Source organism: Bradyrhizobium sp. ISRA464, from assembly GCF_029910095.1.
GTDB lineage: Bacteria > Pseudomonadota > Alphaproteobacteria > Rhizobiales > Xanthobacteraceae > Bradyrhizobium.
Genome location: NZ_CP094526.1, coordinates 136861 through 155224 on the forward strand (window position 1 = coordinate 136861; position 18364 = coordinate 155224).

The 18364-nt window shown below is 64.6% G+C and carries 17 protein-coding genes; 12 read left to right on the forward strand and 5 right to left on the reverse strand.

All coding sequences use genetic code 11. The annotated features are described in order from the left end of the window. Nucleotides 1-150 precede the first annotated feature (150 nt). Both rpmI and rplT read left to right on the forward strand, forming a co-directional pair. Nucleotides 151-351: a 50S ribosomal protein L35 gene (gene rpmI, locus MTX19_RS00630; protein WP_280982021.1), complete on the forward strand. Its 201-nt coding sequence runs from the start codon at nucleotides 151-153 to the stop codon at nucleotides 349-351. Between the two features lie 76 nt (nucleotides 352-427). Beyond that, entirely contained in the window at nucleotides 428-787 is a 360-nt protein-coding gene (rplT, locus tag MTX19_RS00635; protein ID WP_280974727.1) for a 50S ribosomal protein L20, read from the forward strand. A gap of 2 nt (nucleotides 788-789) precedes the next feature. On the opposite strand, the gene MTX19_RS00640 is transcribed toward rplT, so the two are convergent. Continuing rightward, entirely contained in the window at nucleotides 790-1203 is a 414-nt protein-coding gene (locus MTX19_RS00640) for a hypothetical protein (protein WP_280982022.1), read from the reverse strand. 209 nt (nucleotides 1204-1412) lie between these two features. Between MTX19_RS00640 and pheS the strand changes: the two genes are divergently transcribed. From pheS to MTX19_RS00670, 6 genes are all read left to right on the forward strand, one after another. Continuing rightward, nucleotides 1413-2495 (forward strand): phenylalanine--tRNA ligase subunit alpha, encoded by a 1083-nt coding sequence (gene pheS / locus MTX19_RS00645; RefSeq protein ID WP_280982023.1) that lies wholly within the window; start codon nucleotides 1413-1415, stop codon nucleotides 2493-2495. 182 nt (nucleotides 2496-2677) lie between these two features. Next, on the forward strand, nucleotides 2678-3136 hold the full coding sequence (locus MTX19_RS00650; protein ID WP_280982024.1) for an endonuclease domain-containing protein: 459 nt from the start codon (nucleotides 2678-2680) through the stop codon (nucleotides 3134-3136). After that, nucleotides 3133-5541: a phenylalanine--tRNA ligase subunit beta gene (gene pheT, locus MTX19_RS00655; protein WP_280982025.1), complete on the forward strand. Its 2409-nt coding sequence runs from the start codon at nucleotides 3133-3135 to the stop codon at nucleotides 5539-5541. Before MTX19_RS00650 ends, pheT begins: the two co-directional genes overlap by 4 nt. Before the next feature lie 490 nt (nucleotides 5542-6031). After that, a complete protein-coding gene (locus MTX19_RS00660) occupies nucleotides 6032-6808 on the forward strand; it encodes a sulfite exporter TauE/SafE family protein (RefSeq protein WP_280985791.1) in 777 nt (258 codons plus the stop codon). Between the two features lie 115 nt (nucleotides 6809-6923). Next, the gene (locus MTX19_RS00665) at nucleotides 6924-7868 is read left to right on the forward strand and encodes an MBL fold metallo-hydrolase (protein WP_280982027.1); all 945 of its coding nucleotides are present in this window, start codon (nucleotides 6924-6926) and stop codon (nucleotides 7866-7868) included. A gap of 1036 nt (nucleotides 7869-8904) precedes the next feature. Continuing rightward, nucleotides 8905-10332 (forward strand): IS1182 family transposase, encoded by a 1428-nt coding sequence (locus tag MTX19_RS00670; protein WP_280983057.1) that lies wholly within the window; start codon nucleotides 8905-8907, stop codon nucleotides 10330-10332. Between the two features lie 202 nt (nucleotides 10333-10534). Here MTX19_RS00670 and MTX19_RS00675 read toward each other — a convergent pair whose 3' ends face one another. Then, complete coding sequence (locus tag MTX19_RS00675; protein WP_280982028.1) at nucleotides 10535-11950, reverse strand: NAD(P)/FAD-dependent oxidoreductase; 1416 nt, start codon at nucleotides 11948-11950, stop codon at nucleotides 10535-10537. Between the two features lie 187 nt (nucleotides 11951-12137). On the opposite strand from MTX19_RS00675, the gene MTX19_RS00680 reads away from it, so the two are divergent. Both MTX19_RS00680 and nikR read left to right on the forward strand, forming a co-directional pair. Next, nucleotides 12138-13031: a YiiX/YebB-like N1pC/P60 family cysteine hydrolase gene (locus MTX19_RS00680; protein ID WP_280982029.1), complete on the forward strand. Its 894-nt coding sequence runs from the start codon at nucleotides 12138-12140 to the stop codon at nucleotides 13029-13031. 51 nt (nucleotides 13032-13082) lie between these two features. Next, entirely contained in the window at nucleotides 13083-13520 is a 438-nt protein-coding gene (nikR, locus tag MTX19_RS00685; protein ID WP_280982030.1) for a nickel-responsive transcriptional regulator NikR, read from the forward strand. 100 nt (nucleotides 13521-13620) lie between these two features. On the opposite strand, the gene MTX19_RS00690 is transcribed toward nikR, so the two are convergent. Together MTX19_RS00690 and MTX19_RS00695 are read right to left on the reverse strand one after the other, a co-directional pair. Beyond that, on the reverse strand, nucleotides 13621-14568 hold the full coding sequence (locus MTX19_RS00690; RefSeq protein ID WP_280982031.1) for a hydroxymethylglutaryl-CoA lyase: 948 nt from the start codon (nucleotides 14566-14568) through the stop codon (nucleotides 13621-13623). 7 nt (nucleotides 14569-14575) lie between these two features. Continuing rightward, on the reverse strand, nucleotides 14576-15745 hold the full coding sequence (locus MTX19_RS00695) for a CoA transferase (RefSeq protein WP_280982032.1): 1170 nt from the start codon (nucleotides 15743-15745) through the stop codon (nucleotides 14576-14578). A 105-nt stretch (nucleotides 15746-15850) separates the two neighbouring features. Here MTX19_RS00695 and MTX19_RS00700 point away from each other — a divergent pair, with 105 nt between their 5' ends. Continuing rightward, entirely contained in the window at nucleotides 15851-16774 is a 924-nt protein-coding gene (locus MTX19_RS00700; RefSeq protein WP_280982033.1) for a LysR family transcriptional regulator, read from the forward strand. Here MTX19_RS00700 and MTX19_RS00705 read toward each other — a convergent pair. Next, nucleotides 16771-16941 carry a hypothetical protein gene (locus MTX19_RS00705; protein WP_280982034.1) on the reverse strand — a complete coding sequence of 57 codons (171 nt, stop codon included), beginning with the start codon at nucleotides 16939-16941 and terminating at the stop codon, nucleotides 16771-16773. The genes MTX19_RS00700 and MTX19_RS00705 overlap by 4 nt on opposite strands. Between MTX19_RS00705 and MTX19_RS00710 the strand changes: the two genes are divergently transcribed. Then, entirely contained in the window at nucleotides 16940-18355 is a 1416-nt protein-coding gene (locus MTX19_RS00710; RefSeq protein WP_280982035.1) for an MFS transporter, read from the forward strand. The genes MTX19_RS00705 and MTX19_RS00710 overlap by 2 nt on opposite strands. The last annotated feature ends 9 nt before the right edge of the window (nucleotides 18356-18364 follow it).

Consider the following 18364-nt stretch of genomic DNA (forward strand, 5'->3'; position numbering starts at 1 on the left):
GCCCGGCTGATCAAGGGCTGCCGTGGCGACGTGTCGTGCAGGTTCTTTCAATTCGGAAAAAACCTTAGCACTTTCAACGCTCTAACGAGCATTTTAGCCGGCCGCACGCCTCTCGGGGCGGATTTCGTGCTTGGCCTGAAGGAGAGCCAAATGCCCAAGTTGAAGACCAAATCGGGCGCCAAAAAGCGCTTCAAGGTGACTGCCACCGGCAAAGTCATGCACGCCCAGCGCGGCAAGCGCCACGGCATGATCAAGCGGACGAAGAAGCAGATCCGTCAGCTCCGCGGCACCCGCGTGCTGTTCAAGACCGACGGCGACAACGTCAAGAAGTACTTCTTGCCGCACGCCTGATCGCGCGCATCTGCTTGAACCCCGCCGCGACCGCGCGGCGCTCCGTCACCTCTTCTAGATCTCAAGGATTTCCGTCATGTCTCGCGTCAAACGCGGTGTGACCGCTCACGCCAAGCACAAGAAAGTCTACAAGGCCGCCAAGGGCTATTACGGCCGCCGCAAGAACACGATCCGCATCGCCAAGCAGGCGGTCGAAAAGGCCGGCCAGTACGCGTTCCGCGACCGCAAGCGCAAGAAGCGCACCTTCCGCGCGCTCTGGATCCAGCGCCTCAACGCCGCCGTTCGTCCGTTCGGCATGACCTACAGCCGATTTATCGACGGTCTCTCCAAGTCGGGCATCACGGTCGACCGCAAGGTGCTGTCGGATCTCGCGATCCACGAGCCCGCGGCGTTCCAGGCGATCGCCGAAAAGGCCAAGGCTGCTCTGGCTGCCTGATCCTAGCGGGCCTTCGGGCCCGCCGCTTTCAGCGCCTTTTGCGAGTAACGCTGGGCGACCTCCGCCCGGCAAAATCCTGTGAACGATATGTACATGGTGCCGGATTCATTCCGGTACTTTCGGTCGCAGACCCGCATCTCGCGCTGGTAGGCCTTTTTCCGCGACGCCCCGAGGCCGGACAGGAAGTCCGCCTCGCACTTTTGCTCGACCACGGCGCCGAATTGGACGTCTCCGCTGGCGCCGTATTCGCACGACTCGAAGATCGTCATCGCGCGGTTGCAGCTCGGCGCCGCCTTCAGGGCCGCGATGATGTCATCCATCTGGGTCGATTTGGCGGGACATTCCTCCGTGGCGGCTTGCGCCGCGCCGAGAGCGAACAGCACCGCCAATACGGCCAGACAGGATCGCAAGAACATCGCGCAGTCTCCTGCTATTCCACTTGGGTAGCCCGGCCTCCGCGCGGGGTTCAACGCAGCCCGTCATCCGCCCGAAATGACCGGCTTTTTGCTTGACGTTACGGCCTTCGGGCGGCGACAACCCAGCCGAATTTTGCAGCATGATCCGGAAAAGTGGGTACCGGTTTTCCGGATAGATCATGCTCCGGCCAAAGTGCAGGGAATTGACCGTGTCCGACCTCGCAACGCTCGAAAAATCCATTCTCGACCAGATCGCCGCCGCCGGCGACGAGCCCGCCCTCGAGGCCGTGCGCGTGGCCGCCCTCGGCAAGAAGGGCTCGATCTCCGCCCTGCTCGCCACCCTCGGCAAGATGTCGCCGGAGGAGCGCAAGTCAGAGGGCGCGAAGATCAACCTCGCCAAGGATGCGGTGACCCAGGCGCTCGCAGCAAAGCGCGACGTGCTGAAGCAGGCCGCGCTCGATGCGCGCCTCGCCTCCGAGACCGTCGACGTCACGCTGCCTTTGCGCGAGACGCCCGCCGAGGCCGGCCGCATCCATCCGCTGAGCCAGGTGTGGGACGAGCTCACCACGATCTTCGCCGACATGGGATTCTCGGTCGCCGAAGGGCCCGATATCGAGACCGACGATTACAACTTCACCAAGCTGAACTTCCCCGAAGGCCATCCGGCGCGGGAGATGCACGACACCTTCTTCTTCAATCCGAAGCAAGACGGCTCGCGCATGCTGTTGCGCACCCACACCTCGCCGGTGCAGGTGCGAACCATGCTGACGCAGAAGCCGCCGATCCGCGTGATCTGCCCCGGCCGCACCTATCGCATCGACTCGGACGCGACGCATACGCCGCAATTCCACCAGGTCGAGGGCCTCGTGATCGACAAGGGCTCGCATCTCGGCCACCTCAAATGGATTCTGCACGAGTTCTGCAAGGCGTTCTTCGAGGTCGACCATATCAACATGCGGTTCCGGCCGTCGTTCTTCCCGTTCACCGAGCCGTCGCTCGAGGTCGACATCCAGTGCCGCCGCGACAAGGGCGAGATCCGCTTCGGCGAGGGCGAGGACTGGCTCGAGATTCTCGGCTGCGGCATGGTGCACCCGAACGTGCTGCGCGCCTGCGGACTCGATCCCGACGTCTACCAGGGCTTCGCCTGGGGCATGGGCATCGACCGCATCGCGATGCTGAAATACGGCATCGCCGATTTGCGCCAACTGTTCGACAGCGACGTCCGCTGGCTGAACCACTACGGCTTCAAGCCGCTCGACATCCCGACGATCGCGGGGGGATTGAGTTCGTGAGTCTCGTTAAGTCCCCCGATGCGGCGCGAGCCCCCACCCTGACCCTCCCCCGCAAGCGGGAGAGGGAATGGATGGAGCTCGCTCGAATGGATGCGAAGACTCTACCGCCACGAACGGTCGGACTCCCTCTCCCGCTTGCGGGGGAGGGCTGGGGTGGGGGTCTCTCCACAAAGGGGCTAGCGATGGTCGATCCTGAACACCCGGACTGGAAGGTCCCCCAGAAACTGCGTTCGAATGCGCGCGCGCTTCGCAGGAACTCGACCGATGTCGAGCGAATCCTCTGGTCCGAGCTGCGCGCCAATCGACTCAACGGCGCAATCTTCCGCCGCCAGGTCCCAATCGACAACTACGTCGCCGACTTCGTTTGCCCTGCAGCGAAGCTTGTCATCGAACTCGACGGTGGTCAGCATTTCTCAGATCAGGGCGAACGCGCCGATGCGGCGCGCTCCGCCGTCATTGAAGCGAAGGGCTTCAAGGTCCTTCGCTTCAGCAACCTCGACGTCCTGACAAACCGCGCAGGCGTCCTCGAAACAATCGCCGCTGCCATCGCGGAGAGAGCCCCCACCCTAACCCTCTCAGCGCGAGCTGGGCTCGTCGCGCCCCGCAAGCGGGAGAGGGGACTGGAGAAGCCGTCGTCATGAAGTTCACCCTCTCCTGGCTGAAGGACCATCTCGAGACCGATGAGCCGCTGGAAAAGCTCGCCGACAAGCTCACCATGATCGGGCTCGAGGTCGAGAGCATCGAGGACAAGGCGAAGCAACTTGCGCCGTTCACCATCGCGCGCGTGATCTCGGCCGAGCAGCATCCCAATGCGGATCGCCTGCGCGTGTGCATGGTCGACACCGGCGACGGCGGCGCGCCGGTGCAGGTGGTGTGCGGCGCGCCGAACGCGCGTGCCGGGCTGATCAGCGTGTTCTCGCCGCCCGGCACCTACATCCCCGGCAAGAACATCACGCTCGGCGTCGGCACGATCCGGGGCGTCGAGAGCCGCGGCATGCTGTGCTCGGCGGCCGAGCTGCAGATCTCCGAGGACCACGACGGCATCATGGAGCTGCCGGCGGATGCGCCGGTCGGCAAGGGCTTTGCCGAATGGGCCGCGCTCGGCGATCCCGTCATCGAGATCAATTTGACGCCGAACCGGCAGGACTGCACCGGCGTGCACGGCATCGCGCGCGATCTCTCCGCGGCCGACATGGGCAAGCTCAAGGAGCCCGCGATCAAGCCGATCAAGGGTGAATTCCCCTGTCCGGTGCAGGTGACGGTGGCAGATCCCGATCTCTGCCCGGGCTTCGCGCTACGCCTGGTGCGCGGGGTGAAGAACGGCCCGTCGCCGGAATGGCTGCAGAAGCGGCTGACCGCGATCGGCCTGCGCCCGATCAACGCGCTGGTCGACATCACCAACTTCATGACCTACGACCGCGCGCGCCCGTTGCATGTGTTCGACGCCAGGAAGGTGAAGGGCAATCTCACCGTCCGCCGCGCCAAGGATGGCGAGACGCTGCTCGCGCTCGACGGCCGCACCTATACGCTCGACAACAATGTCTGCGTGATCGCTGACGAGCATGGCGTCGAATCGCTCGCCGGCATCATGGGCGGCGAGGCCTCGGGCTGCGATGAGAACACCACCGACGTGCTGATCGAATCGGCGCTGTGGAACGAGATCAACATCGCCCATAGCGGCCGCAAGCTCGGCATCAATTCGGACGCGCGCTATCGCTTCGAGCGCGGCGTCGATCCGGCCTTCATGGTGCCGGGGCTCGAGCTCGCGACCAGGATGGTGATGGATCTCTGCGGCGGTGCGCCGTCCGAGAACGTCGTGGTTGGCAATCGCTTCGGCGAGGATCGCGTGATCGATTTCCCGCTCACGGAGGTCAAGCGCCTTGCGGGCATCGAGGCGCCGCTGGTCGAGGTGAAGCTGATCCTGAGCCGGCTCGGCTTCATGCTGGCCGGCAATGGTCCCGTCGTGAAGATCGCAATCCCGTCCTGGCGCACCGACGTTCACGGCAAGGCCGACATCGTCGAGGAGATCGTGCGCATCGTCGGCGTCGACAAGGTGCCGATGACGCCGTTCGATCGCGGCGAGGAGCCGCGCAAGCCGGTGCTGACACCGATTCAGCTCCGCACCCGCCGCGCCAAGCGTGCGTTGGCCGCGCGCGGCATGGTGGAAGCGGTGACCTGGTCGTTCATCACCAGCGACGCGGCCAAGATGTTCGGTGGCGGACAGCCCGAGCTCGTGCTCGCCAACCCGATCGCAGCTGACCTCTCCGACATGCGGCCGAGCCTGCTGCCCGGCCTCGTCGCTGCGGCGCAATCCAACATCAACCGCGGCTATCCCGATGTCGCGCTGTTCGAGGTCGGCCAGGTGTTCCGCGGCGACAGGCCGGAGGACCAGTTCGTCGCCGCCTCCGGCGTGCGCCACGGCTACGCCTCGACGAAGGGTGTCGGCCGCCACTGGTCCGGCTCGTCGACCGCGGACGTGTTTGACGCCAAGGCCGACGCCTTCGCCGTGCTGGCGGCCGCCGGCGCGCCGGTACAGGCGCTGCAGATCGTGCCCGGCGGCCCTGCCTGGCTGCATCCGGGACGTTCGGGCACCATTCAGATGGGCCCGCAGAACGTGCTCGGCACTTTCGGCGAATTGCATCCGCGTGCCGCCGAGGCGCTCGGCGCCGACGGCCCGATGATCGTGTTCGAGGTGATCCTGGAGTGCATCCCGGAGGGCAAGCAGCGGGCAACCCGCGCCAAGCCGGCGATCGAGCTGTCGGCATTCCAGCCGGTGTCGCGCGACTTCGCCTTCATCGTCGATCGCGGCGTGAAGGCGGGCGACATCGTCCGCGCTGCGCAGAACGTCGACAAGAAGCTGATCTCCGGCGTCACCGTGTTCGACGTCTATGAGGGCAAGGGCATCGATCCCGACAAGAAGTCGATCGCCATCGCCGTGACCATCCAGCCGCGCGAGAAGACGATGACCGATCAGGAGATCGACGCCGTCGCGGCGAAGGTCGTCGCCGAAGTGACCAAGAAGACCGGCGGTACGCTGCGCGGGTGATGCGGCCGAGCACGCTGCAACACTCCCTCTCCCGCTTGCGGGCTCTCCCGCTTGCGGGGGAGGGCCGGGGTGGAGGTCTCTCCGCGAAGGGAATATCGGTAGGCAGCCGATCGCCTCAACGAAGATCGGGCGTAGGGGACAAGCAGCTGAACCGCGTTGAGATCACCATTGCGGCGCGAGCCCCCACCCTAACCCTCCCCCGCAAGCGGGGGAGGGAATGGATGGAGCGTGCCAGCCGCGCCTATGTCGTGGATCGGACGGCGCTGGCCATCCAGCGTAGTCGCGCTCCCTCTCCCCGTTCTTACGGGGTCGAGACGAGCGCAGCTCGCTCTTAGAGGGTCGGGGTGAGGGGCTCGTCCCGCGAAAAAGGTGAGGACGGAGTATGCGGAGGCTCCCTCTCACACGAAATTCAAGCGAAGCTCTAATTTCGACCTCTCCCCGCACGCGGGGCGAGGTCGAACTGAAATCATCGCCGGTCGCGTTCCCTCCCATGAACTCCCTCAGCCTCATCCCGTCCGACGTCAGCACCGCGGTTGCGCTCGCGATCTGCGGGATCGCGTTCGTCTCCGGCACGGCGCGCGGCTTTTCCGGCTTCGGCTCGGCGCTGATCTTCATGCCACTGGCGAGCAGCATCGCGGCGCCGCGATTGGTGGCAGCGCTGCTGCTCGTGATCGATTTCGTCGCGGCCACGCCGCTATTGCCGAACGCCTGGAAGCATGCCGACCACAAGGCGACAGCGGTCATGGTCGCCGGCGCCCTGATCGGCGTTCCCATCGGCACCTATTTCCTCACGGTGCTCGATCCCGTCACCACGCGCTGGATCATCTCCTGCTTCGTCGCGGCCTTGCTGGTGCTGCTGCTGTCCGGCTGGCGCTATCGCGGCAAGGATCACGCGGCGCTGTCGGTCGGGATTGGCGGCCTGTCCGGCTTTTGCAGCGGCCTCGCGCAGACCGGCGGTCCGCCGATCGTCGGCTACTGGCTCGGCCGTCCGATCCCATCGGCGATCTCCCGCGCCAACATCCTGCTGTTCTTCGGCGCCTCCGATTTCTTCTCGCTGGCCAGCTACTGGTTCACCGGACTGATCACCTTCGACTCGGTCAAGTTCTCGCTGATCGTCGGCCCGATCTACGGCATCGGCGTCTGGTTCGGCGCTTCGCTGTTCGGCAAGGCGAGCGAAGCAATCTTCCGTGCGATCTGCTATGCGCTGATCGCCGCCGCCGTCATCGCCGGCCTGCCGGCGCTTGATGGCATTTTGCGCGACAGCTAGAACCTAAGCGACGTGCGTTGCACTGCATCCACGTCCGAACTCCACCTCTCCCCGATGGGGAGAGGTGTTCTAGACGGAACGGCCGGTGCAACCGCCGCACTCAAGGGAGAGATTCATGATCGACCGCCGCAACGCGTTGAAGCTGGCGCTCGGCAGCGCCGCCATGCTCGCCGCACCCACTGTTCGCGCGCAAGCGGCAAAGCCGCGGACGCGCATCGTGTTCCTCGGCACCAAGGGCGGGCCGCGCGTCGGCATCGGCGCCTCCAATCCCGCCAATCTCGTCGTCGTCGACGACACGCCGTTCGTGATCGATTGCGGCATGGGCGTCAGCCGTCAGCTCGTCAGCGCCGGCGTGCCGATCCCTTCGGTGAAATACATCCTCATCAGCCATCACCACTCCGACCACAACCTCGAATACGGCAACCTGTTCTACAACGCCTGGGCCGCCGGCCTCACGACGCCGATCCATTCGTTCGGCCCGAAGGGGATCGAGGCGATGACCAGGGAGTATTGGGAGCTCAACAAGTTCGACGTCGAGACGCGGATCGCCGATGAAGGCCGCCCCGACCCGCGCAAGCTCCTGATCGCAAAAGACATCACCGAAGACGGCGTGGTGCTGAAGACATCGGAGGTGACCGTCACCGCATTCCGCACCCCGCATCCGCCGATCACGGACAACTTCGCCTACAAGTTCGAAACGCCCGACGGCGTCATCGTGTTCTCCAGCGATACCGCCTACAATCCGAAGCTCGCCGACTTCGCCAAGGGCGCCGACGTGCTCGTGCACGAGTGCCTCTACATCCCCGCGGTCGATCGCCTGGTGGCGAAGACCAAGAACGGCGCGACGCTGAAGAAGCATCTGCTCGACAGCCACACCTCGACCGAGGATGTCGGCCGCATCGCCGCCGCCGCCAATGTGAAGGTGCTCGCGCTCAGCCACTTCGTTCCCGGCGACGATCCGCTCGTCACCGACGAGGACTGGACCAGGGACGTGAAGAAGCATTATTCCGGCCGGATCGTGGTCGCGAAGGATTTGATGGAGCTGAAGCTGCCGGTGTGAAAGGGCGGCCATCTCCTCTTGCCATTCCCGGCGACACGAAGCGTCGAGCCCGGGTTGACGGTGAGGTGAGCACACAGCTCAGGCTCCCTCCCCCCCTATGCTGATCACGCTGCGCGTTCGATGCATGCGGTGTGGTTGGTGTACCCCACAAACTCGTCGTGCCCGGGCTTGTCCCGGGCATCCACGTCTTTGTTTTTCCATGTAAAGAGAGATGTGGATGGCCGGAACAAGCGCGGCCATGACGACGTGGAAACGTCAGCCCCGGAGCCCGCCGGGGTCATATGCGATTGCCCTGCCCCCTGCAAGGGGGAGGGAACCCTTCTGCCGGTGCTTCCCTAACGCGCCAATCACTGAGTTGCCCGACGTGGCAAGCCCCTGCATCAAAAATATTTCTGTTTTTCGGAAGGGCAACTCAGTCTATGATCCACCCGTCTCACCCGATGAGGGGCGGATCGCGATCGTCACGAACGCGGCGTGAGATGCGGTGGACGCCGATTGCGCAACTGACGAGTGCGCGTGAAGCGGACGGTGAAGTCGTGCAGGCCTGACGCCCTAGTGGCAGGTGTCTCATCAGTAGAGGGCAAGCTCTCTCCCTGATGACGGTGACAACAAAGCCCAGTCTCGCCGGGGAGAGCGCGTATAAGCCGTAACCCATCGCGCAGGGAAAGCCGGGATTGCTCCGGTTACACCTGTGGTCCTACCTCCCGTGCTTTCCATTTGCACGGGACCCATGGGTGCGATCGGCACCCGGCTTTCCCTGCGCCCTCTGCTCTTCAGGGTGGCGAAGATCGATGAAAACCTCGGACGCATCGCGCCGCGAGAATGCGAACGCATGATTCACAAGCTGCGCCACACACTCACTGTCGTCCTGGCGAAAGCCATGACCCATTACCCCAAATGCTCATTGTTGCGCGACGCTGGGGCCAAGATCCCGTTCGTCACCAAATGCGGTGGTTATGGGTCCTGGCTTTCCAGGCCGTGCAAAAACCACGGTCTGATGTTGGATTTGGGAGGCAGAGACGGATTCGGGGGCAGGATGGCACACATCGTTGGCCAATCGCGCTATCAGGCGACGTTGTATCCCGAGACGTTGGACGAGGTGATCGCGGCAGACAGCGCGGTGCGCGTCATTGACGGTTTTGTGGACAGCCTGGACCTTGCCGGGCTGGGTTTCTCGAACGTTGAGGCGGAGGCGACGGGGCGGCCGCCTTACGATCCGCGCGATCTGTTGAAGCTTTATGTCTACGGGTATCTGAACCAGATGCGTTCGAGCCGGCGGCTTGAGCGTGAGGCTCGGCGCAATGTCGAAGTGTTCTGGCTGATCAACCGGGTGAGGCCGGTGTTCAAGACCATTGCGGACTTCCGCAAGGACTATCCTGAGGCGATTGCCGGGGTCTGCCGGGCCTTTATAAAGTTCTGCCGCGAGCAATCGGTGTTTGGAGGCGAAGTCCTGGCGATCGACGGGAGCAAGATTGCTGCGGCGGCGAGCCGCAAGCAGGTGATCACCAAGGCGAAGCTTGCGGAGCGGGATGCGGCGATCGAGCGCAAGATCGCCGACTACCTGACGGCGATGGATGAGGCCGACGCCGAGGAGACGCCGCTTGAGCCGACCAAGACCGACGTGGCTGCAGCCCTTGCCGCGTTGAGGGCTCAGCGGGCTGAATTGCAGCAGCAGGCCGAACAGCTGGTTCAGGAAGGGCTCAAGCAGAAGGTGCTGGGTGAGCCTGAGGCCAAGCTCATGCGCACGCCGCGCGGCCATCAGGTTGCCTACAATGCACAGATCGCGGTCGATGCCCAGCATGACATGATCGTTGCGTTCGATCTGACCAACGAGGGCAACGATCTGCAGCAACTCCACCCGATGGCCCGGCAGGGCAAGGCGGCCGTCGGCGCCGATCAGGTGAGCGTCGTTGCCGATACCGGCTATGCCAACGGCGCGCACGGCAAGCAATGTGAGCAGGACGGGATCACCGCGATCGTACCGCATGGCGAGCGGGTCAATCCGAAGGGCAAGCAATACTTCAGCCGCGATCAGTTCAGCTACGCCCGAGAGAGCGACAGCTGGGGTTGCCCTGCCGGTGAGGTCCTCCAACTCTTCAAGACCTCCCACACCAAACAGAAGAAGGAATATCGGACGCAAGCCTGCCCGGCCTGTCCGCTGAAATCGCAATGCACCGAGGCGGCGCAGCGGATCATCGTGCGCGGCTTCCATGACGATGACCGCGAGGCCATGCATCAGCGGGCGATCGCCGATCCAAGCTGGATGAGGCTCCGCCGCGAAGTCGCCGAGCATCCGTTCGCGACCATCAAATGGTTGATGGGAACCCCGCGCTTCCTCGTCCGCGGATTGCGCAAAGCCAAAGCCGAACTGGCGCTCAGCATCATCGCCTACAACCTCAAGAGACTGATTGCCATCAAGAGCGTACCCGCTCTGCTCAAGGCGCTCCGGCCCTGTCCAGCTTGAGGGTGCCCTCCTCGTTCTCAGCTCCAGGCACCGCGCCGACATTTTTGCACGGCCTGTTTCGCCAGGACGACGCCGGTAGATGGGGCGCGACATCGGTCCCGGCCCGCAATTGCGCACTAGGCCGGGACGACATCTGATATGCGGAGCTTACTTCAGCAAATCTAGCTATGACGCTCGATCGCGTTGTACTGGCGGCTGCGACTTAACGCATCGGCGCGGCCGTACGCGCCGGCGCACGGCGCGATCGATGCTTTGCTGCCGGCGCTCGCGCTTCCGGCGCCGCCTCCCTCAGCCCGCCGATCCGTCGCAGCGCGGCGTCCGCGGCGCGTTCGCCGCTCTCCCAGGCGCCATCGACGGTGCCCCACAGCGTCTCATGCGTGGCCTCGCCGGCGAGATAGAGGCAGCCGATCGGCTCGGTCAAAACCCTGCGCGAGAACTGCGCGCCGGGAGCAGCGGCCGACATCGCGCCGAGAACGAAGGGCTGAGTATTCCAGCGCGTGGCGCTGGTCTTCTTCACGGCGGCACCGACTTCGCTGCCATAGAGCTTGGTCAGCCATTCCACCGCAAAGGCCGTCATCGCCTTCTCGCCCTGCGCGGACAGATCGCGCCCGAAGGAGCCGGCGACGTCGATCGTGCACAGGGAGGAGCCGCCGATATTGCCGTAGAGCAGCGCCGTCCTGGTCGAATTGCTCTGCTCGATGATGACGTCGTCGCGCGACAGCCCGAGCGGATTGCCCGGCATCTGAAGCGCGATGCGATCATAGCTGCCAAGGCCGAGCTTTGCCGCGGCATCGAGCGCGCGTTTCGGGATCTCCGGCGCGAATTTGATGATGCCGCTGGTGAGCACGTTGCTCGACACGGTGACAACGGCGGCACGCGCCGTGATCTTGCCGGCCGGCGTCTCGACCATCACGTCGCGATTGCTCCACAGGATGCGCTGTGCCGGCGTCGACAGCGCCAGCGGAAGCTGCTCGCCGAGCTTTGCGAGCAACGCGCCGAGCCCTTGCCGGCAGCCGATCGCGGCGTTGCGGTCCTGCGCGCGCGCCTTGTCGACGACGGAGGCATCCTTGAGGTCCTTGCCGCTGAAGCTGGCGCCAAGCAGGAATTCCGCGGTGCCGGCCCAATCGCCGAGGTCCTTCGGCAACACCGCAGCGCAGGCAATATCGGCCTTGCGCGAGGCATCGTCGATGGCGCGGTTGGCACGCACCAGCGCCGCAAGAAACTCCTCGGTCTCGCCGGGACGGGCATAGCGCCGGCCGATGCGGATCTTCTGGCCCGCGGGCGCGGTGACGATCTCGAGGCCGGCCGCGCGGGCCAGCCGGACCATCGGATTGGTCTCGGGATTGTGCATCCAGCGCGCACCGCGATCGAACGGCGCGTCGAAGGTCGATGCATCGGTCTGGCAGCGCCCGCCGATCCGGCCGGCAGCCTCGAGCACAATCACCTGGCGATTTGCGGCCGCGATCCGTCGCGCGGCAGCAATGCCCGCCGCGCCTGCGCCGATCACGACGATGTCGGCTTCGCGCGGCAACGGAGCAGCATCGACCCGGCCGCCCAGCGCAGGCGCCACTGCGAGTCCTGCGGACGCCGACAGGAAATCGCGGCGGGTCATTGTCATGGCATGGTTTCCGGGGACTTGCGGCAAAAGGGAACGCTTCGCGAACTGTGCCGCATCTCACTGGCCGCAGCAACCATCATGGTGAATCAATCATGATTGATCCGCGCCATGCATGAACTAAATTGAAACGGCCAGCGACCATGATTATGTCGCAACGAGCGGTCGTAGAACCGCTTGGGGGGATTCCATGGGCTTGATGCTCGATACTGTCGGCAAATGGATCGCGGGGTACCTGCAAAAGGAAATCCCGGGTTACGAGCCGTTCACGCCGAGCGAGCCGGATCAGTTGCGTGGCATCATCCAGCCCGGCGATGTCCTGCTTGTCGAAGGCAACAACCGGATTTCAGGCATCATCAAATACCTCACGCAGTCGACCTGGTCGCATGCCGCGCTCTATGTAGGCCCCGTCGAAGGCGCGACCGAGCCCGACGGCGAACAGCATGTGCTGATCGAAGCCAATGTCGGCGAAGGCGTGACGTCCGCGCCGCTGTCGAAATATTTCACCTATCACACCCGAATCTGCCGGCCGGTCGGCCTGTCTTACGAGGACCGTACCACGGTGTGCCGCTACGCCATCAACCGCATCGGCTTCGGCTACGACACCAAGAACATCGTCGACCTCGCGCGCTATCTGTTCCCGCTGCCGATCCCGCAGCGCTGGCGGCGGCGCATGATCGCGTTCGGCTCGGGCGATCCGACCAAGATCATCTGCTCGGCGCTGATCGCGCAGGCCTTCGAAGCCGTGCGTTATCCGATCCTGCCCAAGATCACGCGCGCGGCCAGCCGCAAGGCACGCCGCGAGATTCTGCATATCCGCGATTCCTCGCTCTACATGCCCCGCGACTTCGACATCTCGCCCTATTTCGAAGTCGTCAAACCCACCATCGTGCATGGATTCGACTACACGGCCCTGCACTGGGCCGACAAGCAGAAGCCGCTCCAGGAGGTAGCGGGCGAATTCAGTGTGTTTCCAGAAGGCAGGTCGCCGCCGCTTGTTCCTGAAGAGATTGACGAAGAGGCACCGGTTGCAGTTGCGGCTGCGCAAGTGACGATCTCGGCCACGGAGCCGGCGTCGGCGTGAGGATCGGAACGTCGCGGCCAAGACGCCCGCGCAAGCCAACACGGATAGCCCATGCAACGGATCACCATCACCATCGAGGATGATTTGCTCGCGGAGATCGACGCCGCCGCAGAAGAGCGCGGCTATCAGAATCGCTCCGAGATCATCCGCGACCTCGCGCGCGCCGGGCTGCAGCAGAGCGGGGAGCAGGCGCCCTCAGGACAATGCGTGGCGGCGCTGGTCTATGTCTACGATCATGCCGCACGCGACCTGTCGAGGCGGCTGGTGCAGAACTTCCACGGCCATCACGATCTGTCGCTGGCGACGCTGCACGTCCATCTCGACGACGACAGCTGCATGGAGGTGACGGCGCTGAAGGGCGCGAGCAGCGAGGTCCGGCATTTCGCCGACCACATCATCGCCGAGCGCGGCGTCCGCTACGGCCGGGTGGTGATGATCCCGACGGCGCCTGATAAGAAGCAGCGCAAGCGTGGGCATCATCACGATTGAGCGTAGCCCGGATGCAGCGCAGCGAAATCCGGGGCCTTGCGTCCCCGGACGGACTGTCCCGGATTGCGCTCCGCTCCATCCGGGCTACGTGTCGAACTCGTTACGCTGCCTTCGCCTTGGTGCCGCAGGGCAGGCCGGCGCGGGCGAGGCCGCCATAGAGCGGCTCGTTCGGCATCTCGGATTTGAGGATCGAACGCACGGCGATGAGCCGGTCGAGATCGATGCCGGTCGGGAATCCCTTGCTCTCGCAGAGGAAGACGAGATCCTCGAACACGACATTGCCGGTGGCGCCCGGCGCGAACGGGCAGCCGCCGAGGCCGCCGAGCGAGCCGTCGAGCACGCGGGCGCCTTCATCGAGCGCCGCGGAGGCATTCGCGATACCCATGCCGCGCGTGTCATGCAGGTGAACGCAGACCGGCTTCGATCCCGCGATCCTCACGGCGCCCTTCGTCAGCTCGCCGACTTGCCTCGGACCCGCATAGCCGACGGTGTCGGCGATCGCGACCATGTCGACGCCGATCTCGTAGAGCTTCTCGGTGAGGCGCAGCACCTCCTTCGGATCGACGGCCCCCACGATCGAGCAGCCCAGCGCCATCGAGATCGCGGCGTTGACCACGGGCTTATCCGCGCTGGCGTCACGCAGTTCGCAGAGACGCTTGACGTTCTCGATCGCCGATTCACGCGAACGGTTGGCGTTGGCCTGGCTGTGTTCCTCGGTCGCGGATACCACCGACGCGATCTCGGCCACGCCCGAGGCCAGCGCCTCGTTGACGCCGCGCTCGTTCAGCGCCAGTGCGACGCCATGCGCGCCGGGCAGCGAGGCGATGGTCGCGACCACGTCGCGGACATCGACGAATTGCGGGAAGGTCTTCGCAGGCAGGAACGAGCCGACCTCGAAATGCCTGACGCCGGCAGCATATTCATCGCGCACCCAGCGCTGCTTCGCCGATGTCGACGGGAAGGTCTTCACCAGCTGCAGGCCGTCGCGCAGGCCGACCTCGCGCAGGCTCACTCTGTCGTTGGGATAGATATCGTGAACACGGGTCATGACAGCCTCACGCAGCGTTTCCGGTTGATGAGCGTTTTTGTTGTTCGAGCTCGGCACGAACCTCATCGGTATCTGCACCGAGCACCGGCACTTTCAGGCCTTCGCCGATATTGCCGCCATTCCATTCGACCGGGAGCGCGGGCACGCGGAACGGCTTGCCGTCGGCATTGACATTGTTGACCAGGCCGCCGGGCCGCAGCACGTGCGGGTCCTGCAGCAGATCCTCTGGCCGATTGATCGGCGAGAAGCAGATGTTGAGCGCGTCGAGCCTGGCCGATAGATCCGCGACCTTCCAGCGTTTGATCTCCTCCGCGACGCGCGGAATGATTCGATCACGCGCCATGATGCGGTCCGTGGTTGTGCGCAGTGTCGGATCCTCCGCGAATTCCTGGAGACCGAACTCGTGGCAAAAGCTCTGCCAGTGACCTTCGGTCACGACGCCGATGAAGATGCGATCGCCGCCGGCGGCCTCGAAGATGTTGTAGATCGGCCAGGCATGCTCGCGCTCCGGCATCGAGCGCGGCTTGCGCCCGGTCATCTCATACTCGACCATATGCTGGGCGACCAGAAACAGGCAGTTCTCGAACAGGCCAATGCGGATGTCCGCGCCGTTCTTGTTGCCGCCGCGCTTCTGGTAGAGCGCGGCGAGGATCGCAATCACGCCGAACATGCCGCCCATGATGTCGTTGGCGGAAGAGCCGACTCGCTGCGGCGTGTCGCGCGTGCCGGTCATCGCCGCGAGCCCCGACATCATCTGCACGACCTCATCGAGCGCGGGGCGATGGTCGTAGGGGCCGGACAGAAAACCCTTGTGGCCGGCGAGGATCAGATGCGGATATTTCTTGCGCAGTTCGTCGGCGCCGAGCCCCTGCTTCTCGAGCTGGCCGTCGCGAAAATTCTCCAGGAACACGTCGGCGCTTGCGAGCAGCCGGTGCATGGTCTCGCGGTCTTCAGGCTTGGCAAAATCGAGGACGACGCTGCGCTTGCCGCGATTGAACAGCGGGAAGAACGAGACGCCCATGCCGCCGAGCGAACGGGTCTTGTCGCCGGCCGGCGGCTCGACCTTGATCACCTCGGCGCCGAGCTGCGCCAGGACCATGCCGCAGGTCGGGCCCATCACCATGTGGGTCATCTCGACGACCCTCACGCCTTCCAGCGGCAGTCCGCTCCCCGTCATCGGTCGCTCCGTGCTCGTTTCGTTGCTGAGACTAGGCTTCCGCACGCTATCTGAAAAATATAATCTGTCGAATAGTGTATTCGTGGTTCCAGAACGCAAGGTCCGATGGACTCGCGCCAGCTTCGCTATTTCATTGCGGTTTACGAGCAGCGCAACCTGTCGCGCGCGGCGGATCAGGCCAATGTCGCGCAATCCGCGCTCAGCCATCATATCGCGAACCTGGAATCCGAATTCGCTACGCCCTTGTTCGAGCGCAAGCCACGCGGCATGGAACCGACCGCGGCCGGCGAGCGGCTCTACGAGCACGCCCGCATCATTCTGCGTGCGATGGCGGCGGCCGAGCGCGAGATCAAGGAAGGCGGCAGCGAGATCGCCGGCGACATCTCGATCGGCATGGCCAATTCCGGCATGAAGGCGATCGGCGTGCCGCTGATGCGCACCGTGCTGACAAAGTATCCGAACCTGAAGCTGTCGCTAACCGAAAGCCTCTCCGGTGCCACGCTGCTGCACCTGATGAGCTCCGAGGTCGATCTCGCGCTGGTCTACAACCCACCATCGGAAAGGGACCTGATCGCGGAGCCGGTGCTGGAGGAGCAGATGTTCTGCGTCGGCACTGAGAAGCTGATCGGCAACAAGGGACCCATCACGTTCGAGCAGGTCGCGCAGTTGCCGCTAATTCTGCTCCGGCACGGGTTGTCGGCCCGCGCGCTGCTGGACGACCCCGTACCGCTCAAGCGGCTGGAAGCCGGTGCAATCCTGCACCTCAACTCGACCAGCGGCATGATCGGTGCCCTCACCGCGGGTTTGGGCTGCACGATCGCGACGACCCACTTCGTGAGCGAGCCATTGAAGGCAAAGGCACTGGTCGCACGCGAGGTGATCGAACCGAGGCTGACCCGCACGCTCTACCTCTGCCGCCTGCGCAACCGCCCGATGACCTATGTGATGGAAGAAATGTGCCGGCTGATCCGCTCGCTGGTCGCCGAACAGGTGGGGCGCGGCGCCTGGGAGGCGACCCTTCTGATCTAGCGCGCGTTCGAGTGAAGAAATTCACCAAGATCGGCGCTATCGAAAATGTCGAACGATTCCTTCGATATGTTCGTCTGGATTTCTGGCTTCCAACTGCCAAACATGGCGCTGACCGGCACGCCTTCGCAAGAAAGGCGGCCATTGGACCATTCGGGGAGGACCAGCATGAGCGCCGTCGACGTCGGCTCAGTGACCGATCGTGTCAGCACGACAAGCGAGCCCGACGAGATCTCGCGGCGGCTTGAGGCGCTGCCCGCCTCCGCCTATGTCTGGCGGCTGGTGATCCTGCTGTCGCTCGGCGGCTGTTTCGAGATCTACGATCTGTTCTTCACCGGCTATATCGCGCCCGGCCTCAGCCGCAGCGGCTTGATGACAACGACGACCCAGGCCTTCTTCGGCTTCTCCGGCATCGGCGCCTTCGTCGCCGCGACCTTTGCCGGCCTGTTCGTCGGCACCTTCTTCCTCGGCTTCCTCGCCGACCGCTTCGGGCGCAAGGCGGTCTTCACCTATTCGCTGCTGTTCTACAGCGTCGCTTCCGTCATCATGGCGTGCCAGACGACGCCCGGCGGCCTCTTGCTGTGGCGGTTCATTGCCGGGATCGGGATCGGCATCGAGGTCATCACCATCGATGCTTACATCACCGAGCTGGTGCCGAGCTGGATGCGCGGCCGCGCCTTTGCGATCAACCAAGCCGTGATGCTGTCGGCGGTGCCGATCGTTGCGGCGCTGTCGTGGTGGCTGGTGCCGCTCGCTCCTTACGGCATCGACGGCTGGCGCTGGGTCGTCCTGATCGGCGCCACCGCGAGCATGGTGATCTGGGTGCTGCGACTCTATGTGCCGGAAAGCCCGCTCTGGCTGGCTCGCCACGGCCGCGCCGGCGAGGCCAACAAGATCATGCGGACGCTCGAGGCCGCCGCAGGCGTAACTGCCGCGCGGCCGGCCGCAAGAGTTGCGATGGCACCGGCGCGCGCGCCGATCAAGCCGGCCGGCTATGCCGAGTTGTTCCGGCCGCCCTATGGCGCGCTGATTCTGCTCTTCATGATCTTCAATCTCTGCCAGGCCTTCGGCGTCTACGGTTTCGCCAACTGGGTTCCGGCCTTGCTGGTCCAGAAGGGCATCACCGTCACCAAGAGCCTGCAATATTCCTTCATCATTGCCATCGCCTATCCGCTGGCGCCGCTGCTCGCCGCAACCTTCGCCGATCGCTTCGAGCGCAAATGGATCATTTGCGGCGCCGCCGCGGCGATCTCGGTGTTCGGCCTCGCGTTCTCGCAACTCACCGAGCCGGGGCTCCTGATCGCAAGCGGCGTGCTGGTGACCGGCGCCAACATGACGCTGTCCTATGCCTATCACGCCTACCAGACCGAGGTGTTCCCGACCGCGATCCGGGCCCGCGCGGCCGGCCTCGTCTATTCGATGAGCCGGCTCAGCGCGACCTTCTCCGGCTTTATCGTGGCTTTCATGCTGCGCGAAGCCGGCGTCGGCGGGGTGTTCGGCCTGATCACCACGGCGATGGTCATCGTGATCGTCGCGATCGGCGTCTGGGGACCCACGGTCCGCGGCAAGCCGCTCGACGCCTGATCGCGACAC